Below are 17,347 nucleotides of genomic sequence, written 5' to 3'. Positions count from 1 at the left end.
ATTGCGCCAAAACGGAACATTTCTTGATCTGAACGGGTGGCGAAGCGCGCGAACCCGGTTAAGATTGCATTGTTCGCCGGCGCATCGGTCGCACCCTCCCTTCGGAAATGTGCGGAAAATACGAGCGCCTGCGTGGTGGTGGAGGATCTGATGTTGTCCCTCGTTGCCGGTTCCGCCCTCGTCCTCGCTGGTCTTGCCGCGGTTGCGCTCGCGCAGCTCGCCGCCAAGCAGAGGCAGATGGTACCGGTGCGCGTGCGCGCCCGCCGCACCCATCGCTGAGGCGCGACGCCCCGAACCTCCCGCCGTGACCCCGGTCGCCGGGCCTTGTTCCGCAGGCTCCACAATCGAGATTCGCGTCGAGCGGGTCCCGCAGCTCTTCAACATGCTGGACCCGTTCCCCTTCCGGGAACGCGACCTCGACGTAGAGGCGGAAGCCTTTATCGTCGACTGGGCGCGCGAGCTGCCGCGCGGCGCGCCGATCTCCATCGTCGTCCACCTGCCGCCCGACGAGGCGCTGACCAGCGAGGCGGCGGGCCTGCCCGACGCCATCCGCGGCTATTTCACCCTGAGGGCGCGCGCGCTCTCGGCCGAGCTGTCGGAGCTGTTCCGGGTCGGGCGCGTCTCGCTCGCCATCGGCATCCTCGTGCTGGCGCTGTGCCTGGGCATTGCCGGGCTCATCGCCGAGCCGCGGCTCGAAAACCTCGCCAGCCTCGCTGCCGAGGGCCTGCTGATACTCGGCTGGGTGGCGCTCTGGCGGCCGATGGAAATCTTCCTCTACGACTGGTGGCCCATCGCCGGACAGCGCCGGCTCTGCCAGCGCCTCGCCGAGGCCAGCATCAGCGTGCGCGCGGTGCCCTGATAAGGGTTGGCGAAACCTAGCGGACGGCGGGAGCTGGGCCGGCCCGGAGGCCGGCCGGCAGCATCAGGCCGCAGCCATCGCATTGCGGGCATGGCCGCGGATGCGCTCCACCATGGACCTCAGCCCGTTGGAGCGCTGCGGCGTCAGATGGCCCTCAAGCCCGATCTGGCGGAACACGCCGAGGATGTCGGTCTCCATGATCTCCTTGGGCGTGCGCCCGGAGACCAGTTGGAGCAGCACCGCCACGAGGCCGCGCACGATGTGGGCGTCGGAATCCCCCTCAAACTCCAGCAGCGGGCCGGCGGGGGTCTCTTTTACGTGGGAGATGAGCCAAACCTGGCTCGCGCAACCCTGCACCTTGTTGGTGTCGTTGCGCTCGGCCTCGGGAAAGGGCGGCAGCTTCTTGCCGAGCTCGATCACGTGCCGGTAGCGGTCTTCCCAATTGTCGAGAAATTCAAAATCCGCAATCAGATCGTCAGCGTTCATGAGGCCAATTCCTCGTCACCAGATGACGGCCGGGAAAAAGGGCAGGGCCGCCTGTCCTTGCGCTGCAGCATAGCACAGCCGGCAAGCAATGCCTGCCTAATCCACATCCCGAACATGGTACCAAATCGGCGCGACGCAAGCCGCCGCGCCATCAACCTCAGGCCGGGCGGCGAGGCGGCAGCGGCGGCAAAGGGGTGGGGGTCATGGTCTGCGCCGGCTGCCCGGCAACGGGCTGGAAGCCCTGCGGCACCACCATCTTGGCCGCGTCACCACCGCCCCACAAAGGCATCAGGTCCTGCGGCGTGAGGTCGAGAGCGCTGCCCCTTTCCGCCGAACTCCTGCCCGGCTGGGCGGGGGCCGCACCTTGCACGGGGGCCGGCGGCGCGCCTTCGTGATGGCCGATGGACTCATAGACCCAGCGCGCGCCGACCTGAGCCTTCTCCACCAAGTGCCCGGCCATCTGCCCGCCCACCGCGCAGGCCTGGGGCTGGCGACCGCAGAAGCCGCGCAGGTCCGCCACCAGCGCCTGGGCGGCGCCGAAGGCATCGAACACGCTCACGTCCCGTCCATCCGAGCCCTTGAGGCCGAAGGGGAGGAGGAGCAGCACGAGGCCGACCCAGAAGGCGAGGCGGAACAGGAAGAACATCGCTCCCTCTTGAAACGGTGGCGAAACTGAATTCGCGCCCTTCGACACTACCACCGACGCGCCCGCCCGTGGGCCGACGCGCGCCGACCATGCCCCGACTTTTCAAGACATCGTTAACGCTGACAGCGCGCGATCGGCGGCGGCTTAGCGTTCGCTTAAAGCCCACCGTGGCAAGGTTTTGCGAAACGTCATGCCAGGGCGGCGACACGCGCTGGCGAACAACGGCACTTGACAGGGGGCGACGTGGCTCACGTCTTCGGCGATGCAGCGGCCGGTGCGCGACCTCTCCCGACCCGCGACGGCGGGGACCGGGAAGCGTTGCCGCGCCTTGCCGGCCTCGGCCGCCTGACCGGCGCGGTGCTGAGCGGCCTCGGCCTGCTCGGCCTCGGCTCCGGCGGTCTGGTGCTGCTCGCGGAAGTTTCGGGCCTCGCCACCGGTGGCCTCCTCAACGCCACGCCCCTTCTCGCCAGCGGTTTCGTCTGCGCGGCCCTCGCGGCGGTGGCCGGCGGCCTCGCCCGCGCCGCGACCAAGGCGAGCGCCGCGCCGCCCTCCGACATGCTGCTCGTCACCTGCCACGGCCCGCGCGGCGAGGTGGTGCGGGTGGAGCGCCAGGGCGGCCCCTTCGCCACTTCTCCCGCGTCGGCGCTGGAGGGCATGGCCCTGTTCGAGCGGGTTCTGGTGGCCGACCGCCCCGCCTTTCTTTCCGCCGTGGAAGCGGCCTCGCGCGGCCGTGCCGCCACGCTGGAGCTGCGCCTGCGCTGCGACGCGGCCGGCGACGGCGCGCCGGCCTTCCTCACCGCCGAGGTCCGGTGCCGGGCCATGCGGGGCGGCATGGTGCGCGTCTCCTGGCGAGCGCCGTGGCAGCAGGCCCAGACCGAGCAGATGAAGGCCGAGCGCCAGAAGGCCGACGCCGCCGCCCGCGCCCGCGCCGAGGCAGAAGCTGCGAACGCCGCCAAGAGCCGCTTCCTCGCTGCCATGAGCCACGAGCTGCGCACGCCACTCAACGCCATCCTCGGCTTCTCCGAGCTGCTGGCCACGCCGACCGGCGCGCCGCTGGACGATGCGCGCAAGGCCGACTACGCCCGCATCATCCATGAAAGCGGCCAGCACCTGCTCGGCCTCGTCAACGACATCCTCGATCTGTCGCGGGTCGAGGCCGGCGCCTATGTGCTGGAACGCGAGGCGGTGGACGTGGGCGCCCTCGTCGCCGGCTGCGCCGAGATGGTGGCGCTCGATGCCGAGCGTACCGGCGTGAGCGTGAAGACCAAGGTACCGGCGCGCCTGCCGCTGCTCGATGCGGACAAGCGCGCGCTGCGCCAGATCGTGCTCAACTTGCTCTCCAATGCAGTGAAGTTCACCCCCGCCGGCGGGCGGGTGCAGGTGGGCGTGAGGATGCAGGGCGACGAACTCATCATCCGCGTCCGCGACACCGGCCCCGGCATGCGGCCGGAGGATGTGGCGCGCCTCGGCGAGCCCTTCTTCCAGGCCGGTGACTGCATCCAGAAGGCGCGGGGCTCGGGCCTCGGCATCGCCGTGGTGAAGGGCCTCGTGAAGCTGCACGACGGCGATGTGCGGGTGGAAAGCGCGCTCGGCCGGGGGACGAGCGTGTCGGTGAGCCTGCCGGTCGCGGCCGCGATCGAGGCCCCAGGGTACGGACAGGGACAAGGGGTCGTGGCGCCGTTTCCGGCGCGGACCGAAGACACACGGGCAAAGAGGACGGCATGAAGCTGGAAACGGCCACCGCAAACGCAGCGCCCCCGGAACTTGCCGAGGCCGCCAAGGCTGAGGAGACCGCACGGCAGGCGCGCCGGCTGCGCCGCATGGACGTGATGGCGGCGCTGGTGGCGCTGGCCGGCAGCGCCGCCTTCCTCGCCAACGTGCTTGTCCTTCAGACCTCGCCGCCCAGCGCGCCGCTGCCCATGGCCCGACCGGCCGGGGCCGGAAAGGTCAACCACACCACCGTGCCGCTCACCGCCACGGGCACCGGAACCGCGACGACGTCGACACCCGCGGGCGGCGCCACCACCGGCTCGCTCGGCTATCTCTCCATCCGCACCTCGGTGACAGGCACCGCGGCCCCCCTCGTGCCGGCGACCGGCGCGCGCACCGCGGATGCCCGCGGCGAGCCGCCGCCCAGCCGCCCGCCCGCGGGCCTCGTCTCGTCGGGGGACATTACCGGCGCCGTGCGTCCGCCGGTGGATGTGGGCGCCTCGCCGCGCATCCTCTCGGTGCAGAAGGCGCTGTCCAAGCTCGGCTACGGCCCCATCAAGGTGGACGGCCGGCCCGGCGGCGAGACGCGCGCCGCCATCGTGCGCTTCCAGCGCGACCGCAACCTGACCGCCGACGGCGAGATCACCGACAAGCTGGTGCGCGAGCTGGGCTCCGTCTCCGGCATGGCGCTGAACTGATGGCTTTGACCTGAATGCGCCTCAAGAGCGCGATCTTCGTCTCCGCCCTCATCCGCCGCTGCCAGGTGGAGGGGTGCTATGCGACCCTGGTGCGCAAGGGCGCGGAAGAGGCCGGCGCCATCTTCGTCAAGGTGGCCCACCTCGACGGCACCGCCGCGCTCTACGGCCCGGCGCCGCAGTCCGCCTTCGATGAATCCTTCCCGGCGGACCGCAAGTTCTCGGTGCTGGTCGTCCCCGGCAGCCCAGAGGCCGACGCCGACGCCCGGATCGCCCGCGAGTTGAAGTTCGACCCGGACATCTTCGTGCTGGAGATCGAGGACCGCCAGGGGCGGCACTTTCTCGATCTGGTGGAGTAGCGCCGACCCGCCTCCCCTCCCCCATCGAGCGACCGGCGGGGGCCTCGCCCCGCTGCCGGCCTACCTCTCCGTCAGCTTCAGCTCGATACGGCGGTTGCGGGCGCGGGCCTCGTCGGAGGTGCCGGTGTCGAGGGGCTGGTATTCGCCGAAGCCGGCGGCAATGAGGTGATTGGGGCTCACCCCCTTGGCGATGAGATACTGCACCACCGCGATGGCGCGCGCCGCCGAAAGCTCCCAGTTGGAGGGGAACTGGGCGTTCGAGATGGGCCGGTTGTCGGTGTGGCCGTCGATGCGCAGCGCCCAGGAGATATCAGGCGGGATGGCCTTTTCGAGGTCGAGGATGGCGCCCGCCAGCTTGTCGAGGGAGGCGATGGCCTCCGGCTTCATCACCGCCGAGCCGGGATCGAAGAACACTTCCGACTGGAACACGAAGCGGTCGCCCACCACGCGGATGTCCGGCCGGTTGCCGAGGATGTCGCGCAGGCGGCCGAAGAATTCGGAGCGGAAGCGGGTCAGTTCCTGCACCCGCTGGGCCAGCGCCACGTTGAGGCGGCGCCCGAGATCGGTGATCTTGGACTGGCTCTCGGCGTCGCGCTTCTCGGAGATGTTGAGCGCCTCCTCCAGCGCCGCCATCTGCCGGCGCAGGGCCGCGATCTGCTGGTTGAGCAGCTCGATCTGGGCGGCGGCGCGGGCGGCCACGTCCTTCTGGAGATCGAGTTCGCGGGACAAGGCGTTGGCGCGGCCGGTGTCGGAGGGGGCCGGCACGGCGATGGCCTGACCGCGCAGCTTGTCGCGCTCGCTCTCGCTGGCCTCCAGCGAGGCGCGCACGGAGGCCAGCTCGCTCTCGGAGGACTGGCTGTTCGCGCGCTCCAGCGAGAGCAGGTCGGTGAGCTGGCGGATCTGCGCCTGAAGGCGTTGCATCACGTCGTCCTTGCCCGCCATCTCCTGCGTCAGGAAGAACTGGGTGAGGATGAACACCGACAACAGGAAGGTGAAGACGAGGAGCAGCGTGGACAAGGCGTCCACGAAGCCGGGCCAGTAGTCGATGGGGCGGTCGCGCCCGCGCCGGCCGAGGGCCATGGGTTCTGCCTCCGCTCAGTTGCGCCGCGGACCGGCGTCGTCCTCGACCTTGGAGAGCAGGCGCCGCATCTGCTCCTGCTGCGCCTGCTGCTGCTCGATCATCTGCTTCAGCAGCGCCTGCTCGGAACGCATATGGGTGACGAGGCCCTGCAGGCTCTCGGCAAGCTGCGCCAGCGCCGTGGTAACGCGCTGGGAGCCCGCCTCCGTCATGGTCTTCTCCAGCCGCCCCATGGCCGAGACCAAAGGATCGAGGTCCAGCACCGGCGGGGGCAGCGCCAGCGGCGCGGCGGCGGCAACCTGTGCCGGAGCGGGGGCGGCGGGCACGCGGGGGGCGGCCTCGCGATCGGCGGCGAGCGCGCGGTCGCGCGGGCCGTCGTCGAGATCGCGCACGGTGGTGGAGAGCCAGTCCTCGAGGTCCGTATAGAAGCGGTTCTGCGCCTGCCCCGCCTGCAAATCGAGGAAGCCCAGCACCAGCGAGCCGGAGAGGCCGAACAGCGAGGAGGAGAAGGCCGTGCCCATGCCGCCGAGGGGGGCGGCGAGGCCGCTCTTCATGTCCTCGAAGATGGAGCCCACGTCCGGCCCCACCTGCAGCGCGCCGATGACCGCGCCGATGGAGGAGACGGTCTCCAAGAGGCCCCAGAAGGTGCCGAGCAGGCCGAGAAAGACGAGGAGGCCCGTGAGGTAGCGCCCCATGTCCCGGCTCTCATCGAGGCGCGTGCCGATGGAATCGAGGATGGAGCGCATGGTGGCCTGGGAGATCGACATGCGCCCCAGCCGCTCGCCGAGAAGCGCGGCCATGGGCGCCAGCAGCGTCGGCGGGCGCGACACCGCGAGGCCGGGGTCGGCGAGGCGGAAGGAATTCACCCAGTCCACCTCCGGGAACAGGCGCGACACCTGCCGGAGCGCGAGGATGATGCCCACGGCGAGCACGCCGAAGATGACGCCGTTGAGCCCCGGATTGTTGAGGAAGGCGGCGACGATCTGCCGGTGCAGCACCGCCGCCAGCGCCGCGCACAGGGCCAGGAACACCAGCATCCGCACCAGAAAGATGCGGGGCGAGGAAAGCTTGATGAACGGATCGACGACGCGCGCCATGGTTCTCCCCGAGCGAGTGTGTCCCTCGAACGCTGAAGGGCCCCCTTGAAGGCCGCCGCGCGGGCGGCCCCGGACGGGGGCGTCGGCCGGAGAATCAGGCCCGGCCTCTGGCAAGCGCCGACGCCGACTATGGCACAGGGACACCGCGCGGCGAAACAGTCGCGACCTTCCGGAACACCAGCGACAGGTTGTTCGCCGGCATTTCCTCCACCCGAGCCAGAGCGAGGCCGTGCTTCGCCGCCTCCCCCGCCACCTCGGCGAGGTGCCGCAGGCCGAAGCGCGGGTCCTGACGCCTGAGGTCCGCATCGAAGGCGACGTTGCTCGGCGCCGTCTCCACCCCGTCGCGCACATAGGCGCCGTAGGTGAAGAGGATGCCGTCCGCCGGCAGGCGCGCGCCGGCGCCGCGCATCAGCCCCACCGTCGCCTCCCACGGGCTGATGTGGATCATGTTGATGCACACGACGGCATCCACCCTGCCCACCGGCCAGTCCTCGCCCGCCGCATCGAGGGCGAGGGGCTCGCGCACGTTGGCGAGGCCCTCGGCTTCGGTCCAGGCGGCGATGGAGGCGCGGGCGAAGGGCGAGGGATCGGACGGCTGGAAGATGAGATGCGGCGCGCGGCGGGCGAAATGCACCACATGCTCGCCGGTGCCGCTGGCGATCTCCAGCACGGTGCCGGCGCGCGGCAGCAGCGGCAGCAGCAGGTCGCCGATGGGACCGCGGTTCTTGAGCGTCGCAGGCGCCGAGCGGCGGGCGTCGAGGTCGGGTTCAGTCACGGATATCTCCGGCAGGGATCGTTCACGCGATCTTGGCCCGCCCGGCGCGGCGGCTCAACCGGATTGCGCCGGGGCGCTTTCCCGGCCCAGCGACGGCGCAGCCGGAGCCGTTCCCCGGACAAGCGACACCGAAGGTGGAGCGCTGATCCGGGGTCCAGCGCAAGGCTCCCGCTCAGCGGGGCAATGCCCGAGGTGGGTGGGGTTCGGAAGCGCCTGCGGCGGGCCATTGCGCTGGGCCCCGGCGCTCCTTCCCCTGCGCTGACGCTGCGTTGCAGTCGGCCGGGGCGCGAGGGTGATTTGGGCGCAGGGGCTTGCGGATGGGGGAGAAGGTGGCAAGCTGGAGCGGTGCAAGCCTGAGTGGACCGGGAGGGGTTATTGCTAAAGGGCGTATTTGTGCAAAATTTCATGCGCATCGACGAAAGAGTCGATGTAGACCTCGGCCCCGTCACCGTGTTGGTGGGAGCTAATGGCTCAGGAAAATCCTCGATCCTTAAAGCGATCCACTGGGCCGTGAGATGCGCGACACTACGCGACCACAACAACAATACAAGCCTCGAACAAATGGATTATACGCCTAGCAGAGATTTTCTACAGCTTGGACACAAACGTAGATTACAAAACCGCGAAGAAATGCCCAAGATTTGCGTCGGATTTATTGACCAGAACGATCAGGAAACAATCATTCAAATCAGCGCAGCCAGGAACGATGCCGGCGCGAAAGCACCTATTTCTGGTCCGCTTTCATCGGTTCTCACCGCTGAGACGCCGCAAACAGCCTATATTCCCGGCCTAGCGGGGTTAGCCGAGACAGAAACGTTGCTAGCGACCCCTATATTGCATCGCCGCGCTGCGTCGGGCGAGGGAGGATCTGTCCTAAGGCACATACTTCTCGAACTTGCAGGCGGAAGCACCGGCACAGGGAAGGACTACGTTCCCCTCACCGAGTTAGCCGGTTGGGTCGGAAAAGTGATCCCAGGCGTTGAATTCTGGGTGAAATTTGACCGACTGAGAGACGTGAATATTGACGCACAATTCTTAACCCCTGACATGGCCATACCGGGGAGGTCAATTTCACAGCAGAGACGCCCACTTGAAATGGCAGGAACCGGATTCTTACAAATTGTCCAGATTTTCGCATGCCTTCTTAAGTTCAAGCCTCGCCTCCTACTCATAGACGAGCCTGACGCGCACTTACATCCGGGCACGCAAGAATTACTAATTAAGGCAATCGAAGAAGCTACACTTGAATTTCCGGACACGCAATTTGTTCTAACCACTCACTCGCCAAGCATGATTCGCGCATGCGGCGAAAAAACCAAGGTGCGATGGATGGATAAAGGTTCCATGCGAACCGAATCCGAAAGAATGATTCGACAGAGAATGGGGTGGGGAGCGCTTGACAAAGAATTAATATTATTCACAGAAGATGAAGATATATCATATATGAATTCATTGTTATCGCAATGGCCAGAAATTGAGAGAAAGTGCTTGGTTTGGTCGACATTTGGCTCGGCGGGCCTGCCACATGGCGATGCATTGCTCAAACTCCGCGACTCTTTAGGCGTCTCAGTACTGGTGCATCGAGACCGCGACTTCATGTCTGACCGAGATATTGAAGGTTGGATGCAAAAAAGAGGATATATTTCAGGAGACATACCGGTTTGGCTACCGGATGGATCAGATATCGAATCTGCATTCTGCAATCCAGAACATATTTCGAAAGTTATGAACATAACTCCCGATGAATCTGCTGAAATAATTCACGATGCACTCCAATCATTAGACGCCGATCGAGTCGAGAGTCTTTTCAATTTAGCCTTGATGGGAGCCGTTTCTCTGTTGCCGGCAACAGAGCGAAGCGTGCCTTCCGCCCGCTGGCGGGAAATGGGCGAGTATTGCCCGCGCACTATCAAGGGAAAGATATTTCTGGATGCCATAAAGAATTCAATAAAGCAAAAATATAGAGGAACAACAGAATCAATTAAACTGTCCAACCTCAATAAAATATCGACACCCCAACCAGGACGCACACTGGAGCCATCTTTGCAAGACGCCTTGAGGAGGGCCCTCCAGAGAGAGTCCTCCTCTTGATCTAGCCAACTATCTCGAAAACTTCTTGTACTGAATCCGTTTCGGGATCACCGAGTCCGTGCCCAGGCGGCGCTTCTTGTCTTCCTCGTAGTCCGCGAAGTTGCCCTCGAACCATTCCACGTGGCTGTCGCCCTCGAAGGCGAGCATGTGGGTGGCGATGCGGTCCAGGAAGAAGCGGTCATGCGAGATGATGACGGCGCAGCCGGCGTAATCCTCCAGCGCCTCTTCCAGGGCACGCAGGGTGTCCACGTCGAGGTCGTTGGTGGGCTCGTCGAGCAGCAGCACGTTGCCGCCGCGCTGGAGCACCTTGGCGAGGTGGACGCGGTTGCGCTCACCGCCGGAGAGCATGCCCACCTTCTTCTGCTGGTCGCCGCCCTTGAAGTTGAAGGCCGCGCAATAGGCGCGCGAGGGGATCTCCTTCTTGCCGACGTAGATCACCTCGTTGCCGTCGGAGATTTCCTCCCACACGGTCTTCTTGTCATCCAGCGCGTCGCGGCTCTGGTCCACATAGCCGAGCTTCACCGAGTCGCCGATCTCGATGGAGCCGCCGTCCGGCTTCTCCTGCCCCGTGATCATGCGGAACAGCGTGGTCTTGCCCGCGCCGTTCGGCCCGATGACACCGACGATGCCGCCCGGCGGCAGCTTGAAGGAGAGATCGTCGATCAGCATCTTGTCGCCGAACGACTTGCTGAGATGATCGAAGGCAATGACGTTCTGCCCCAGCCGCTCGGCCACGGGGATGACGATCTGGGTGGCGGAGGGCTGGCGCTCGGACGCGCGCTGCAGCAGCTCCTCGTAGCGCTGGATGCGCGCCTTGTTCTTGGCCTGACGGGCCTTGGGCGAGGCGCCGATCCACTCCTGCTCGCGCGAAAGGGCGCGCTGGCGGGCCTCGTCTTCCCGGCCCTCCTGCTGGAGGCGCTTCTGCTTCTGGCCGAGCCAGGAAGAGTAATTGCCCTCGTAGGGAATGCCGCGGCCGCGATCCAGCTCCAGAATCCAGCCGGTCACATTGTCCAGGAAGTAGCGGTCATGGGTGACGATCAGGATCGCGCCGGGATAGGTGCGCAGGTGCCCTTCCAGCCAGTTCACCGTCTCGGCGTCCAGATGGTTGGTGGGCTCGTCGAGGAGCAGGAGTTCCGGCTGCTCCAGCAGCAGGCGGCACAGGGCCACACGGCGGCGCTCGCCGCCCGAGAGGCGCGTCACCTCCCAGTCGTCCGGCGGGCAGCCCAGCGCGTTCATGGCCTGCTCCACCTTGCTGTCGAGGTCCCACAGGCCCTGCGCCTCGATCTCGTCCTGCAGGCGGGTCATCTCGTCCGCGGTCTCGTCGGAATAGTTCATGGCGAGCTCGTTGTAGCGCTCCATGATGGCCTTCTGCTTGGCCACGCCCTCTTCCACGTTCTGCCGCACGTTCTTGGTGGCATCGAGCGGCGGCTCCTGCGGCAGGTAGCCCACGCGCACGCCTTCCGCGGGGCGCGCCTCGCCGGTGAAGTCCTTGTCGATGCCGGCCATGATGCGCAGCAAAGTGGACTTGCCCGCGCCGTTGTTGCCGAGCACGCCGATCTTGGCGTCCGGGTAGAAAGAGAGGTGCACGTTATCGAGCACCTTCTTGCCGCCGGCATAGGTCTTGGTCATGCCGTGCATGTGGTAGGCGTACTGATAGGGGGCCATGGGCCGCCGTCTCCTGAAAAGGGGTGCGGGAAAGTTGGCGCCGTTCTAGCCTCGCAGGCGAGGCGCGGCAAGGTTCGCAGCTTGTTTCGCGAGACGAATGCCGCCGGCGCGCTCTGGAGGAAAAGATGGGTTCCGACCACCACCACCACAAGGACTGGCGCACCGACGGCGTGCAGGTGATCCCCGGCGACCGCCTCGATCCCAATACCGCCCAGACCCCGGGCATGAACCGCGCCACCGCCATCAACCGCGCCCGCGCCGGGGCGGAGAAGATCTGGGCCGGCACCGTCCACATCCACCCCGACGCCAAGACCGGCGCCCACCACCACGGCGATCTCGAGAGCGTCATCTACGTGGTCAAGGGCCGCGCCCGCATGCGCTGGGGCGAGAATCTGGAGTTCGTGGCCGAGGCCGGTCCCGGCGACTTCATCTTCGTGCCGCCCTTCGTGCCCCACCAGGAAATCAACGCCTCCGCCGACGAGACGCTGGAATGCGTGCTGGTGCGCTCCGGCCAGGACCCGGTGGTGGTGAATCTCGACATCGAGCCGGTGGAGAAGCCGGAAGCGGTGAAGTGGATCGACCCGATCCATCGGGAGTGAGGGGTATTGTGGCCTTGCGCTGCAAGGCTTTGCGGCGGCGCAGCGGCCAAGCCATCCACAGGCCGGCGGAGAAAGAATGCAAAGGGGTGTTGCATTCGCCGCCGGCATTTTCTATAGAACCGCACCTGCCGCCGACACACTGTCTCGCCGGCAAATGGATGCGGGTGTAGCTCAGGGGTAGAGCACAACCTTGCCAAGGTTGGGGTCGAGGGTTCGAATCCCTTCGCCCGCTCCAGTTTCTCTCAAGAAAATCAGTGACGTACCTTAATTGGTACGTCGCGTTCGCTGGAGACAGCGACGAATTTGGGACCCGTTGTCTCCATATTGTCTCCGAGAGAAATCGAAAAAACGGATCTTTTCGGAAATCCTGGAGCAGGCTGGGGATCACGCTGCTCCAAGTTCACACTGCCCTTTTCACTTCCCGCTCCTCCCGTACCACAGGCTTCGCAGTCCCGACCTGCGTTGCCGGCTTCGGGGGCTGACGGCGGGATGGGAGCCTACGCCTTGTCCTAGGCATCGACCAACGCACCGACGGTGCTGATCATAGCAAGGGTGCCTGAACCTTCGCGTTGGCTGAATGCACGTGTGCATAGTTGCTGGCACGATTCGCTCCGCAAAGATCTCCGCTGCTGATCGAAGAAGGCTAGGGCGAGGTCCGTTAGAACCGCCAGGGGCGTTAGGATGTCGGCAGAGGAAAGGTCGAGACACGCGGCTTCTTCTCGCGCACTAGAGGCTGACGCATGGAATATCCGGATACCCTGACGAATCGCCCCTGCATGACGTCGAGGTAGAGCGGGTAGCGGCCGCGCTCGGCAGCGAGATCCACCGACGCGGAGATGGCATGGAAAGAGATTGCCTCCATGCTCTCATCCGCGAAACGCACCGCCGCGTCCGAGCCGTAGGGGAGGCGAAGCGCCTGAAGCGCATCCTGGAAGCCCATGATGCCGAGGCCGACGGGACGATGCCGGAGGTTGGAGCGGCGCGCCTCGGGGATGGTGTAGAAATTGATGTCGATGACGTTGTCCAGCATGCGCATGGCGGTGCGCACCGTGCGCGCCAGCTTCTCCATATCCAGGCGGCCATCGGCGATATGGGAGAACAGGTTGACCGAGCCGAGATTGCAGACCGCCACCTCGTCGTCCGAGGTATTCAGCGTGATTTCGGTGCACAGGTTGGAGGAATGCACCACGCCCGCATGCTGCTGGGGTGAGCGGATATTGCTCGGGTCCTTGAAGGTGATCCACGGATGGCCGGTCTCGAACAGCATGGTCAACATGCGCCGCCACAGATCGAGCGCCCGCACCTGCTTCCAGACCGTCATCTCGCCCCGCGCCGCCTGCGCTTCATAGGCGAGATAGGCGGTTTTGAAGGCCGGCCCATAAAGGTCGTGGAGATCTGGCGCCTCGTCGGGCGAGAACACGGTCCTCGCGATAGAGCACATAGGCGCGTGCCACCTTGTGGTGTTCGCCGCGCATCGGGGCCAGTTCCACCTGATCCTGGATGTCCTCGATATGGAAGGTGCGGCCACCGCGCCGCGTGAGGCCCGCCACGATCTGGTCGGTGCGCACCGCGCCGTACAGTTCCGACAGGGACAGATAGCGCTCATCGTCGGGCCGGGAGAACCACTCGGATGACACGCGGCCGATCACCCCGCCGCGGCTCGCATCCACCCTGTATCCGCCCGCCGCATCGCGGTGCCCATCCAGAACCTGAACCTCAGTCATGGGACCAAACTCCATGACGGGCGCCGGAAGCCTCTTCCCCGGTCCTCAACCCATCACGGACATCCGGTCCAACCTCTCACTCTCGACAATGCGGTCGGAACGCCGGCCGAATACCCGCAGGCAGGGGTCCACCGTCATAGGTATCCACAAATCGCCCGGCGAGATCGGCGAGAAGGCGCGCCGCGGCGGCATTTTCGCGATGCTCAACGCTGGCCATGTGCATCCGCTTCTGAAACTCGAGATAGGTAGCCGAGCGTCGATCCTGCCAGGGCTTTCCACCCTGGCCTTGGCGTCATAGCCCTTGTCAGCGAGAGCCGCGCGCGGCGTGATGTCGGGGCCCAGATCCAGCAGCAGCTTGAAGATCGGACTGTCGCCGGCCTCACCACCGGTCAGGTGGAAGGCGATCGGCTGGCCGTCGAAGTCGCTCTTGAGGTGGATCTTGGTGGAGAAGCCGCCGCGCGAGCGGCCGAGGGCCTGGCCCTGCTGCCCCCTTTTGCCCCGGCGGCGGAGACATGGGCGCGCACGACGGTGGCCGGGAGGAGCGGAAGACGATGAAGGCATCGAAGTTTTCGGAGGCCCAGAAGGCGTTCATTCTCAAGCAGGGCGCTGATGGGATGCCGGTGGCGGATATCTGCCGCCGGGCCGGCATCAGCCAGGCGACCTATTTCAACTGGAAGAAGAAGTACGAGGGGATGGCGCCGCTGGAGATCCGCGTGCTGACCGTGGTCGATACCTTCTCGCGTTTCTCGCCGGTGGTCGATCCGCGCTTCAGCTATCGTGCCGAGGACGTGGTCACGACGCTGGAGAAGGTCTGCGGGCGGGTGGGCTATCCACGGACGATCCGGGTCGACCAGGGCTCGGAGTTCGTCTCCCGGGATCTCGACCTATGGGCCTATGCGAGGGGCGTCACGCTGGACTTCTCCCGGCCGGGAAAGCCCACCGACAACGCCTTCATCGAGGCCTTCAACGGGCGCTTCCGAAGTGAATGCCTGAACACCCACTGGTTCCTGACGCTTGCCGACGCGGCTGAAAAGATGGAGGCTTGGCTCAGATACTACAACGAGGATCGGCCGCATGGGGCCATCGGCCATAAGCCGCCGATCACATTGCAGAACTCCGGCGGCGCACCCAGCCCACCGCCGTGAGCCGTGCCGGAAACTCTAACTTCCGGCGGTCCAACGAATGGTCTCGGATCACTGATCGATGGACTCTACCCAAATCTGGAAGAGGCTCTGGGGCTCAGGTCACCAGACCTGGTCCATCAACGGCATCGATCAGAGTGTCTGACTGAATCGCGCGCTGGGAACGCTGGGCGAACGGATGCAGTACTTGAAGTGGGGGGCGTCCCTCTGGGAGCGGAACGCAGATCCTTGGCAAACAGCGACGGCCTGCCTCACGGCGCGAAGGGAGAATGACCTTGCGCGCCGCGGTCTCGCGCAGCGCTCATGCTTCTCCATCTACACTCACGGCATCAGGCGGAGATCCTCCAATGGCCGGTCCCGCCGCAGCATCCTCTGCACGACCCGGTCTCGCGACAGCTTGATATGCTCGATCACCGCCCTGCGAGCCGCTGGTCCATCCCGTCTTGCGAGTGCCGCGATGATGTCGTCGTGATCGTGCCTGAGATCGTCAGCCTCGATCTCGCCCAGCCCAGCAAACAACACCCTCTGGATCTCGTCGAACGTCTGCGTCGTCACCTTCAGGAGTCGGGTGTTGTCAGCGACGGATGAAATCAGCTCGTGGAACGCCTGGTTGGCGCGCATGAAGTTCCTGTAGCTCTGGGCATCGCCGACCACAAGGGTCGCCGATGACAAGCGCTGCATCTCGGCGACATGCTGTTCCGTGATCCGCGGGGCCGCCAATTCCGCGGCGGCCCCCTCCGCAATCATGCGCATTTGCACCAATTCGTGGAAATCACGCAGAGTGAGTTCAACAACCGCGTAACCTCGCCGCGGGATGACCTTCACGAGTCCGTCTTGCCGCAGCCGGGTCAGGGCTTCGCGCAACGGTGAGGTGCTGACCTTGTAGCGCGCGATGAGATCGGCCTCGTTGAACACCTGGCCCTGCGGGATCTCGCCGAGCGTGATGGCCACGCGCAAATCCTCGTAGACACGCTCTCCGAGGGAAAGTTTGGGTTCAGCCCTGCTCTCGTTCATTGATCGATCCGACCTGCATCCTTAGCGGAGCACAGCCGCCGGCAACTGGGCGTGAGCGGCGTTTCCGCCGCATCATACGGTGCCCGGGGGAAAAAATCGCCGGGCGGCAACGATCCCCAGGGCGGCCACAAGAACGACGAGGCTGACTGCGAACAGGCCTCCGGCGATGTCGCCGGTCTCGCTCGCCGCAAGGCCGAGCCCATAGGGCGCGAGGAAGCCGCCAAGGTTGCCGAACGAATTGATGACCGCGATTCCGCCCGCAGCCGCGGTGCCTGCGAAGAGCCGGTTGGGCATCTGCCAGAAGACCGGGATCGTGCCGTAGGCCCCCGATAGCGCGAAGGCGAAGGCAATGATCGTGACCGCTGCAGTGCTGTGGAGGCTTGCCGCCATGGTGGCAAGCGCGGCGCTGGCCACCAGAAGGGACAGAACGCACAGGATGAGCGGGCGGCCGGTGCGGTCGGCGATGAAGCCGTTGAGGATCATGGTGGCGGAGCCGAGCAGCGAGGCTCCGGAAACGATCCATCCGATGGTCGGCAGATCGGCCACTCCCGCTCCACGAATGATGGTCGGCCCCCAGAAGGCAACCGTGGCATTGGCGACGATCACGCAAAAATAGATGGCCGTGAACATCCATAAGCGCCGATCGCGGATGACCGCCAGGAAATCGTGCTCGCGGTCGCCGAGCAGGATGTGGTCGCGTTCCAGGTCGGCGGCGACGGCGGCACGCTCCTCCGGCGAAAGCCAGCGCGCATCTTCCAGCCGGTTGGTGAGATAGAAGAGGCAGAAGACGCCGATCAGCACCGTCGGCCCCCCCTCCAGGACGAACAGCCACTGCCATCCCGACAATCCCAGATGGGTATGAAGCGCGCTCATGATGACCCCGGCGAGCGGCCCGCCGAACACGCCCGAGAGCGCCACCGAGGACATGAAGATGCCGAAGACCTTGGCTCTCCGGTCACTGGGAAACCAGAGCGTGAGATAGAGAATGACGCCCGGGAAGAAGCCTGCCTCGAAGGCGCCGAGGAGAAAGCGCAGCGCATAAAAGGCCGCCGGTGTCGTCACGAGGGACATCAGCGCGCAGGTAACGCCCCATCCGATGGCGATCCGCGCGATGGTGCGCCGCGCGCCGATCCTCTGGAGCAGAAGGTTGCTCGGCACCTCGAACAGCAGGTAGCCGATGAAGAAGATGCCCGCGCCCAGACCGTAGACGGCATCGCTGAAACGCAACTCGTCTATCATCTGGAGCTTGGCGAAGCTCACGTTGACCCGGTCGATCCACGCCATGACCCAAAGCAGCATCAGGATCGGGATGAGCCGCAAGGCGATCTTCCGGTAGATCGGACTCAGATCGTCCGACACGCGTGTCGGCATGGCGGCGGTGTTCTCGACGCTGCTCATTCTCCCATC

17 protein-coding genes, 1 tRNA gene and 3 pseudogenes are annotated in these 17,347 nt (G+C 65.7%); 9 read left to right on the top strand and 12 right to left on the bottom strand.

Annotation, left to right across the window (positions count from 1 at the left end):
• The first annotated feature begins 150 nt into the window (after positions 1 to 150).
• Both XAN126_RS29250 and XAN126_RS0106560 read left to right on the top strand, forming a co-directional pair.
• Positions 151 to 279 carry a hypothetical protein gene (locus XAN126_RS29250; protein ID WP_280938287.1) on the top strand — a complete coding sequence of 43 codons (129 nt, stop codon included), beginning with the start codon at positions 151 to 153 and terminating at the stop codon, positions 277 to 279.
• A 25-nt stretch (positions 280 to 304) separates the two neighbouring features.
• Positions 305 to 859 carry a hypothetical protein gene (locus tag XAN126_RS0106560; RefSeq protein ID WP_024277799.1) on the top strand — a complete coding sequence of 185 codons (555 nt, stop codon included), beginning with the start codon at positions 305 to 307 and terminating at the stop codon, positions 857 to 859.
• A gap of 63 nt (positions 860 to 922) precedes the next feature.
• Here the strand turns inward: XAN126_RS0106560 and XAN126_RS0106555 are convergent, their stop codons facing one another.
• Both XAN126_RS0106555 and XAN126_RS26900 read right to left on the bottom strand, forming a co-directional pair.
• Positions 923 to 1,345 carry a SufE family protein gene (locus XAN126_RS0106555; RefSeq protein ID WP_024277798.1) on the bottom strand — a complete coding sequence of 141 codons (423 nt, stop codon included), beginning with the start codon at positions 1,343 to 1,345 and terminating at the stop codon, positions 923 to 925.
• Between the two features lie 157 nt (positions 1,346 to 1,502).
• Complete coding sequence (locus tag XAN126_RS26900) at positions 1,503 to 1,991, bottom strand: DUF5330 domain-containing protein (RefSeq protein WP_024277797.1); 489 nt, start codon at positions 1,989 to 1,991, stop codon at positions 1,503 to 1,505.
• Between the two features lie 243 nt (positions 1,992 to 2,234).
• On the opposite strand from XAN126_RS26900, the gene XAN126_RS0106545 reads away from it, so the two are divergent.
• The 3 genes from XAN126_RS0106545 to XAN126_RS0106535 are packed head-to-tail and all read left to right on the top strand — an operon-like array spanning position 2,235 to position 4,755.
• Positions 2,235 to 3,716 carry a HAMP domain-containing sensor histidine kinase gene (locus XAN126_RS0106545; RefSeq protein ID WP_155982235.1) on the top strand — a complete coding sequence of 494 codons (1,482 nt, stop codon included), beginning with the start codon at positions 2,235 to 2,237 and terminating at the stop codon, positions 3,714 to 3,716.
• Complete coding sequence (locus XAN126_RS26895; protein WP_024277795.1) at positions 3,713 to 4,399, top strand: peptidoglycan-binding domain-containing protein; 687 nt, start codon at positions 3,713 to 3,715, stop codon at positions 4,397 to 4,399. Before XAN126_RS0106545 ends, XAN126_RS26895 begins: the two co-directional genes overlap by 4 nt.
• Before the next feature lie 14 nt (positions 4,400 to 4,413).
• Positions 4,414 to 4,755, top strand: coding sequence for a DUF1491 family protein (locus tag XAN126_RS0106535; protein ID WP_024277794.1), 342 nt, complete (start codon positions 4,414 to 4,416; stop codon positions 4,753 to 4,755).
• Positions 4,756 to 4,815: 60 nt separating this feature from the next.
• On the opposite strand, the gene XAN126_RS0106530 is transcribed toward XAN126_RS0106535, so the two are convergent.
• The 3 genes from XAN126_RS0106530 to XAN126_RS0106520 form a co-directional block, all read right to left on the bottom strand.
• Positions 4,816 to 5,835 (bottom strand): peptidoglycan -binding protein, encoded by a 1,020-nt coding sequence (locus XAN126_RS0106530; protein WP_024277793.1) that lies wholly within the window; start codon positions 5,833 to 5,835, stop codon positions 4,816 to 4,818.
• A 15-nt stretch (positions 5,836 to 5,850) separates the two neighbouring features.
• Positions 5,851 to 6,930, bottom strand: coding sequence for a hypothetical protein (locus tag XAN126_RS0106525; RefSeq protein WP_024277792.1), 1,080 nt, complete (start codon positions 6,928 to 6,930; stop codon positions 5,851 to 5,853).
• A gap of 127 nt (positions 6,931 to 7,057) precedes the next feature.
• On the bottom strand, positions 7,058 to 7,705 hold the full coding sequence (locus XAN126_RS0106520; RefSeq protein WP_348550904.1) for a DUF938 domain-containing protein: 648 nt from the start codon (positions 7,703 to 7,705) through the stop codon (positions 7,058 to 7,060).
• 357 nt (positions 7,706 to 8,062) lie between these two features.
• On the opposite strand from XAN126_RS0106520, the gene XAN126_RS27595 reads away from it, so the two are divergent.
• The gene (locus tag XAN126_RS27595; protein ID WP_081762544.1) at positions 8,063 to 9,796 is read left to right on the top strand and encodes an AAA family ATPase; all 1,734 of its coding nucleotides are present in this window, start codon (positions 8,063 to 8,065) and stop codon (positions 9,794 to 9,796) included.
• Between the two features lie 9 nt (positions 9,797 to 9,805).
• On the opposite strand, the gene ettA is transcribed toward XAN126_RS27595, so the two are convergent.
• Positions 9,806 to 11,461 (bottom strand): energy-dependent translational throttle protein EttA, encoded by a 1,656-nt coding sequence (gene ettA / locus XAN126_RS0106515; protein WP_024277790.1) that lies wholly within the window; start codon positions 11,459 to 11,461, stop codon positions 9,806 to 9,808.
• A gap of 125 nt (positions 11,462 to 11,586) precedes the next feature.
• On the opposite strand from ettA, the gene XAN126_RS0106510 reads away from it, so the two are divergent.
• Both XAN126_RS0106510 and XAN126_RS0106505 read left to right on the top strand, forming a co-directional pair.
• On the top strand, positions 11,587 to 12,060 hold the full coding sequence (locus tag XAN126_RS0106510; protein ID WP_024277789.1) for a cupin domain-containing protein: 474 nt from the start codon (positions 11,587 to 11,589) through the stop codon (positions 12,058 to 12,060).
• Positions 12,061 to 12,220: 160 nt separating this feature from the next.
• Positions 12,221 to 12,295: transfer RNA gene (locus XAN126_RS0106505), tRNA-Gly, on the top strand.
• A 558-nt stretch (positions 12,296 to 12,853) separates the two neighbouring features.
• Here the strand turns inward: XAN126_RS0106505 and XAN126_RS26890 are convergent.
• From XAN126_RS26890 to XAN126_RS26885, 4 genes and pseudogenes are all read right to left on the bottom strand, one after another.
• Positions 12,854 to 13,483: pseudogene (locus tag XAN126_RS26890) on the bottom strand (ribonucleoside-diphosphate reductase subunit alpha); the annotation flags it as partial.
• Positions 13,404 to 13,610: an ATP cone domain-containing protein gene (locus tag XAN126_RS28925; RefSeq protein WP_245272358.1), complete on the bottom strand. Its 207-nt coding sequence runs from the start codon at positions 13,608 to 13,610 to the stop codon at positions 13,404 to 13,406. The pseudogene XAN126_RS26890 and the gene XAN126_RS28925, both read right to left, overlap by 80 nt.
• A 12-nt stretch (positions 13,611 to 13,622) precedes the next feature.
• Positions 13,623 to 13,784: pseudogene (locus XAN126_RS28920) on the bottom strand (DUF932 domain-containing protein); the annotation flags it as partial.
• 45 nt (positions 13,785 to 13,829) lie between these two features.
• A pseudogene (locus XAN126_RS26885) lies at positions 13,830 to 14,323 on the bottom strand (transposase); the annotation flags it as partial.
• A gap of 12 nt (positions 14,324 to 14,335) precedes the next feature.
• On the opposite strand from XAN126_RS26885, the gene XAN126_RS0106490 reads away from it, so the two are divergent.
• The gene (locus XAN126_RS0106490) at positions 14,336 to 14,929 is read left to right on the top strand and encodes an integrase core domain-containing protein (protein ID WP_024277786.1); all 594 of its coding nucleotides are present in this window, start codon (positions 14,336 to 14,338) and stop codon (positions 14,927 to 14,929) included.
• Between the two features lie 318 nt (positions 14,930 to 15,247).
• Here the strand turns inward: XAN126_RS0106490 and XAN126_RS0106485 are convergent, their stop codons facing one another.
• Both XAN126_RS0106485 and XAN126_RS0106480 read right to left on the bottom strand, forming a co-directional pair.
• A complete protein-coding gene (locus tag XAN126_RS0106485; RefSeq protein WP_024277785.1) occupies positions 15,248 to 15,940 on the bottom strand; it encodes a GntR family transcriptional regulator in 693 nt (230 codons plus the stop codon).
• 72 nt (positions 15,941 to 16,012) lie between these two features.
• A complete protein-coding gene (locus XAN126_RS0106480; protein ID WP_024277784.1) occupies positions 16,013 to 17,338 on the bottom strand; it encodes an MFS transporter in 1,326 nt (441 codons plus the stop codon).
• Positions 17,339 to 17,347 lie beyond the last annotated feature (9 nt).

Origin of the sequence: Xanthobacter sp. 126, assembly GCF_000526175.1 — a bacterium.
GTDB lineage: Bacteria > Pseudomonadota > Alphaproteobacteria > Rhizobiales > Xanthobacteraceae > Xanthobacter > Xanthobacter aminoxidans.
Note: the sequence above shows the minus strand (reverse complement) of the source record. Positions and strands in the feature narration are given on the sequence as shown.

Coding starts and splice junctions, on each gene's coding strand:
- XAN126_RS0106535 (WP_024277794.1), top strand. CDS start 4,414: ATGCGCCTCAAGAGCGCGATCTTCGTCTCCGCCCTCATCCGCCGCTGC.
- XAN126_RS0106530 (WP_024277793.1), bottom strand. CDS start 5,835: ATGGCCCTCGGCCGGCGCGGGCGCGACCGCCCCATCGACTACTGGCCC.
- XAN126_RS0106490 (WP_024277786.1), top strand. CDS start 14,336: ATGAAGGCATCGAAGTTTTCGGAGGCCCAGAAGGCGTTCATTCTCAAG.
- ettA (WP_024277790.1), bottom strand. CDS start 11,461: ATGGCCCCCTATCAGTACGCCTACCACATGCACGGCATGACCAAGACC.
- XAN126_RS0106485 (WP_024277785.1), bottom strand. CDS start 15,940: ATGAACGAGAGCAGGGCTGAACCCAAACTTTCCCTCGGAGAGCGTGTC.
- XAN126_RS29250 (WP_280938287.1), top strand. CDS start 151: ATGTTGTCCCTCGTTGCCGGTTCCGCCCTCGTCCTCGCTGGTCTTGCC.
- XAN126_RS26895 (WP_024277795.1), top strand. CDS start 3,713: ATGAAGCTGGAAACGGCCACCGCAAACGCAGCGCCCCCGGAACTTGCC.
- XAN126_RS0106510 (WP_024277789.1), top strand. CDS start 11,587: ATGGGTTCCGACCACCACCACCACAAGGACTGGCGCACCGACGGCGTG.
- XAN126_RS0106555 (WP_024277798.1), bottom strand. CDS start 1,345: ATGAACGCTGACGATCTGATTGCGGATTTTGAATTTCTCGACAATTGG.
- XAN126_RS26900 (WP_024277797.1), bottom strand. CDS start 1,991: ATGTTCTTCCTGTTCCGCCTCGCCTTCTGGGTCGGCCTCGTGCTGCTC.
- XAN126_RS0106480 (WP_024277784.1), bottom strand. CDS start 17,338: ATGAGCAGCGTCGAGAACACCGCCGCCATGCCGACACGCGTGTCGGAC.
- XAN126_RS0106525 (WP_024277792.1), bottom strand. CDS start 6,930: ATGGCGCGCGTCGTCGATCCGTTCATCAAGCTTTCCTCGCCCCGCATC.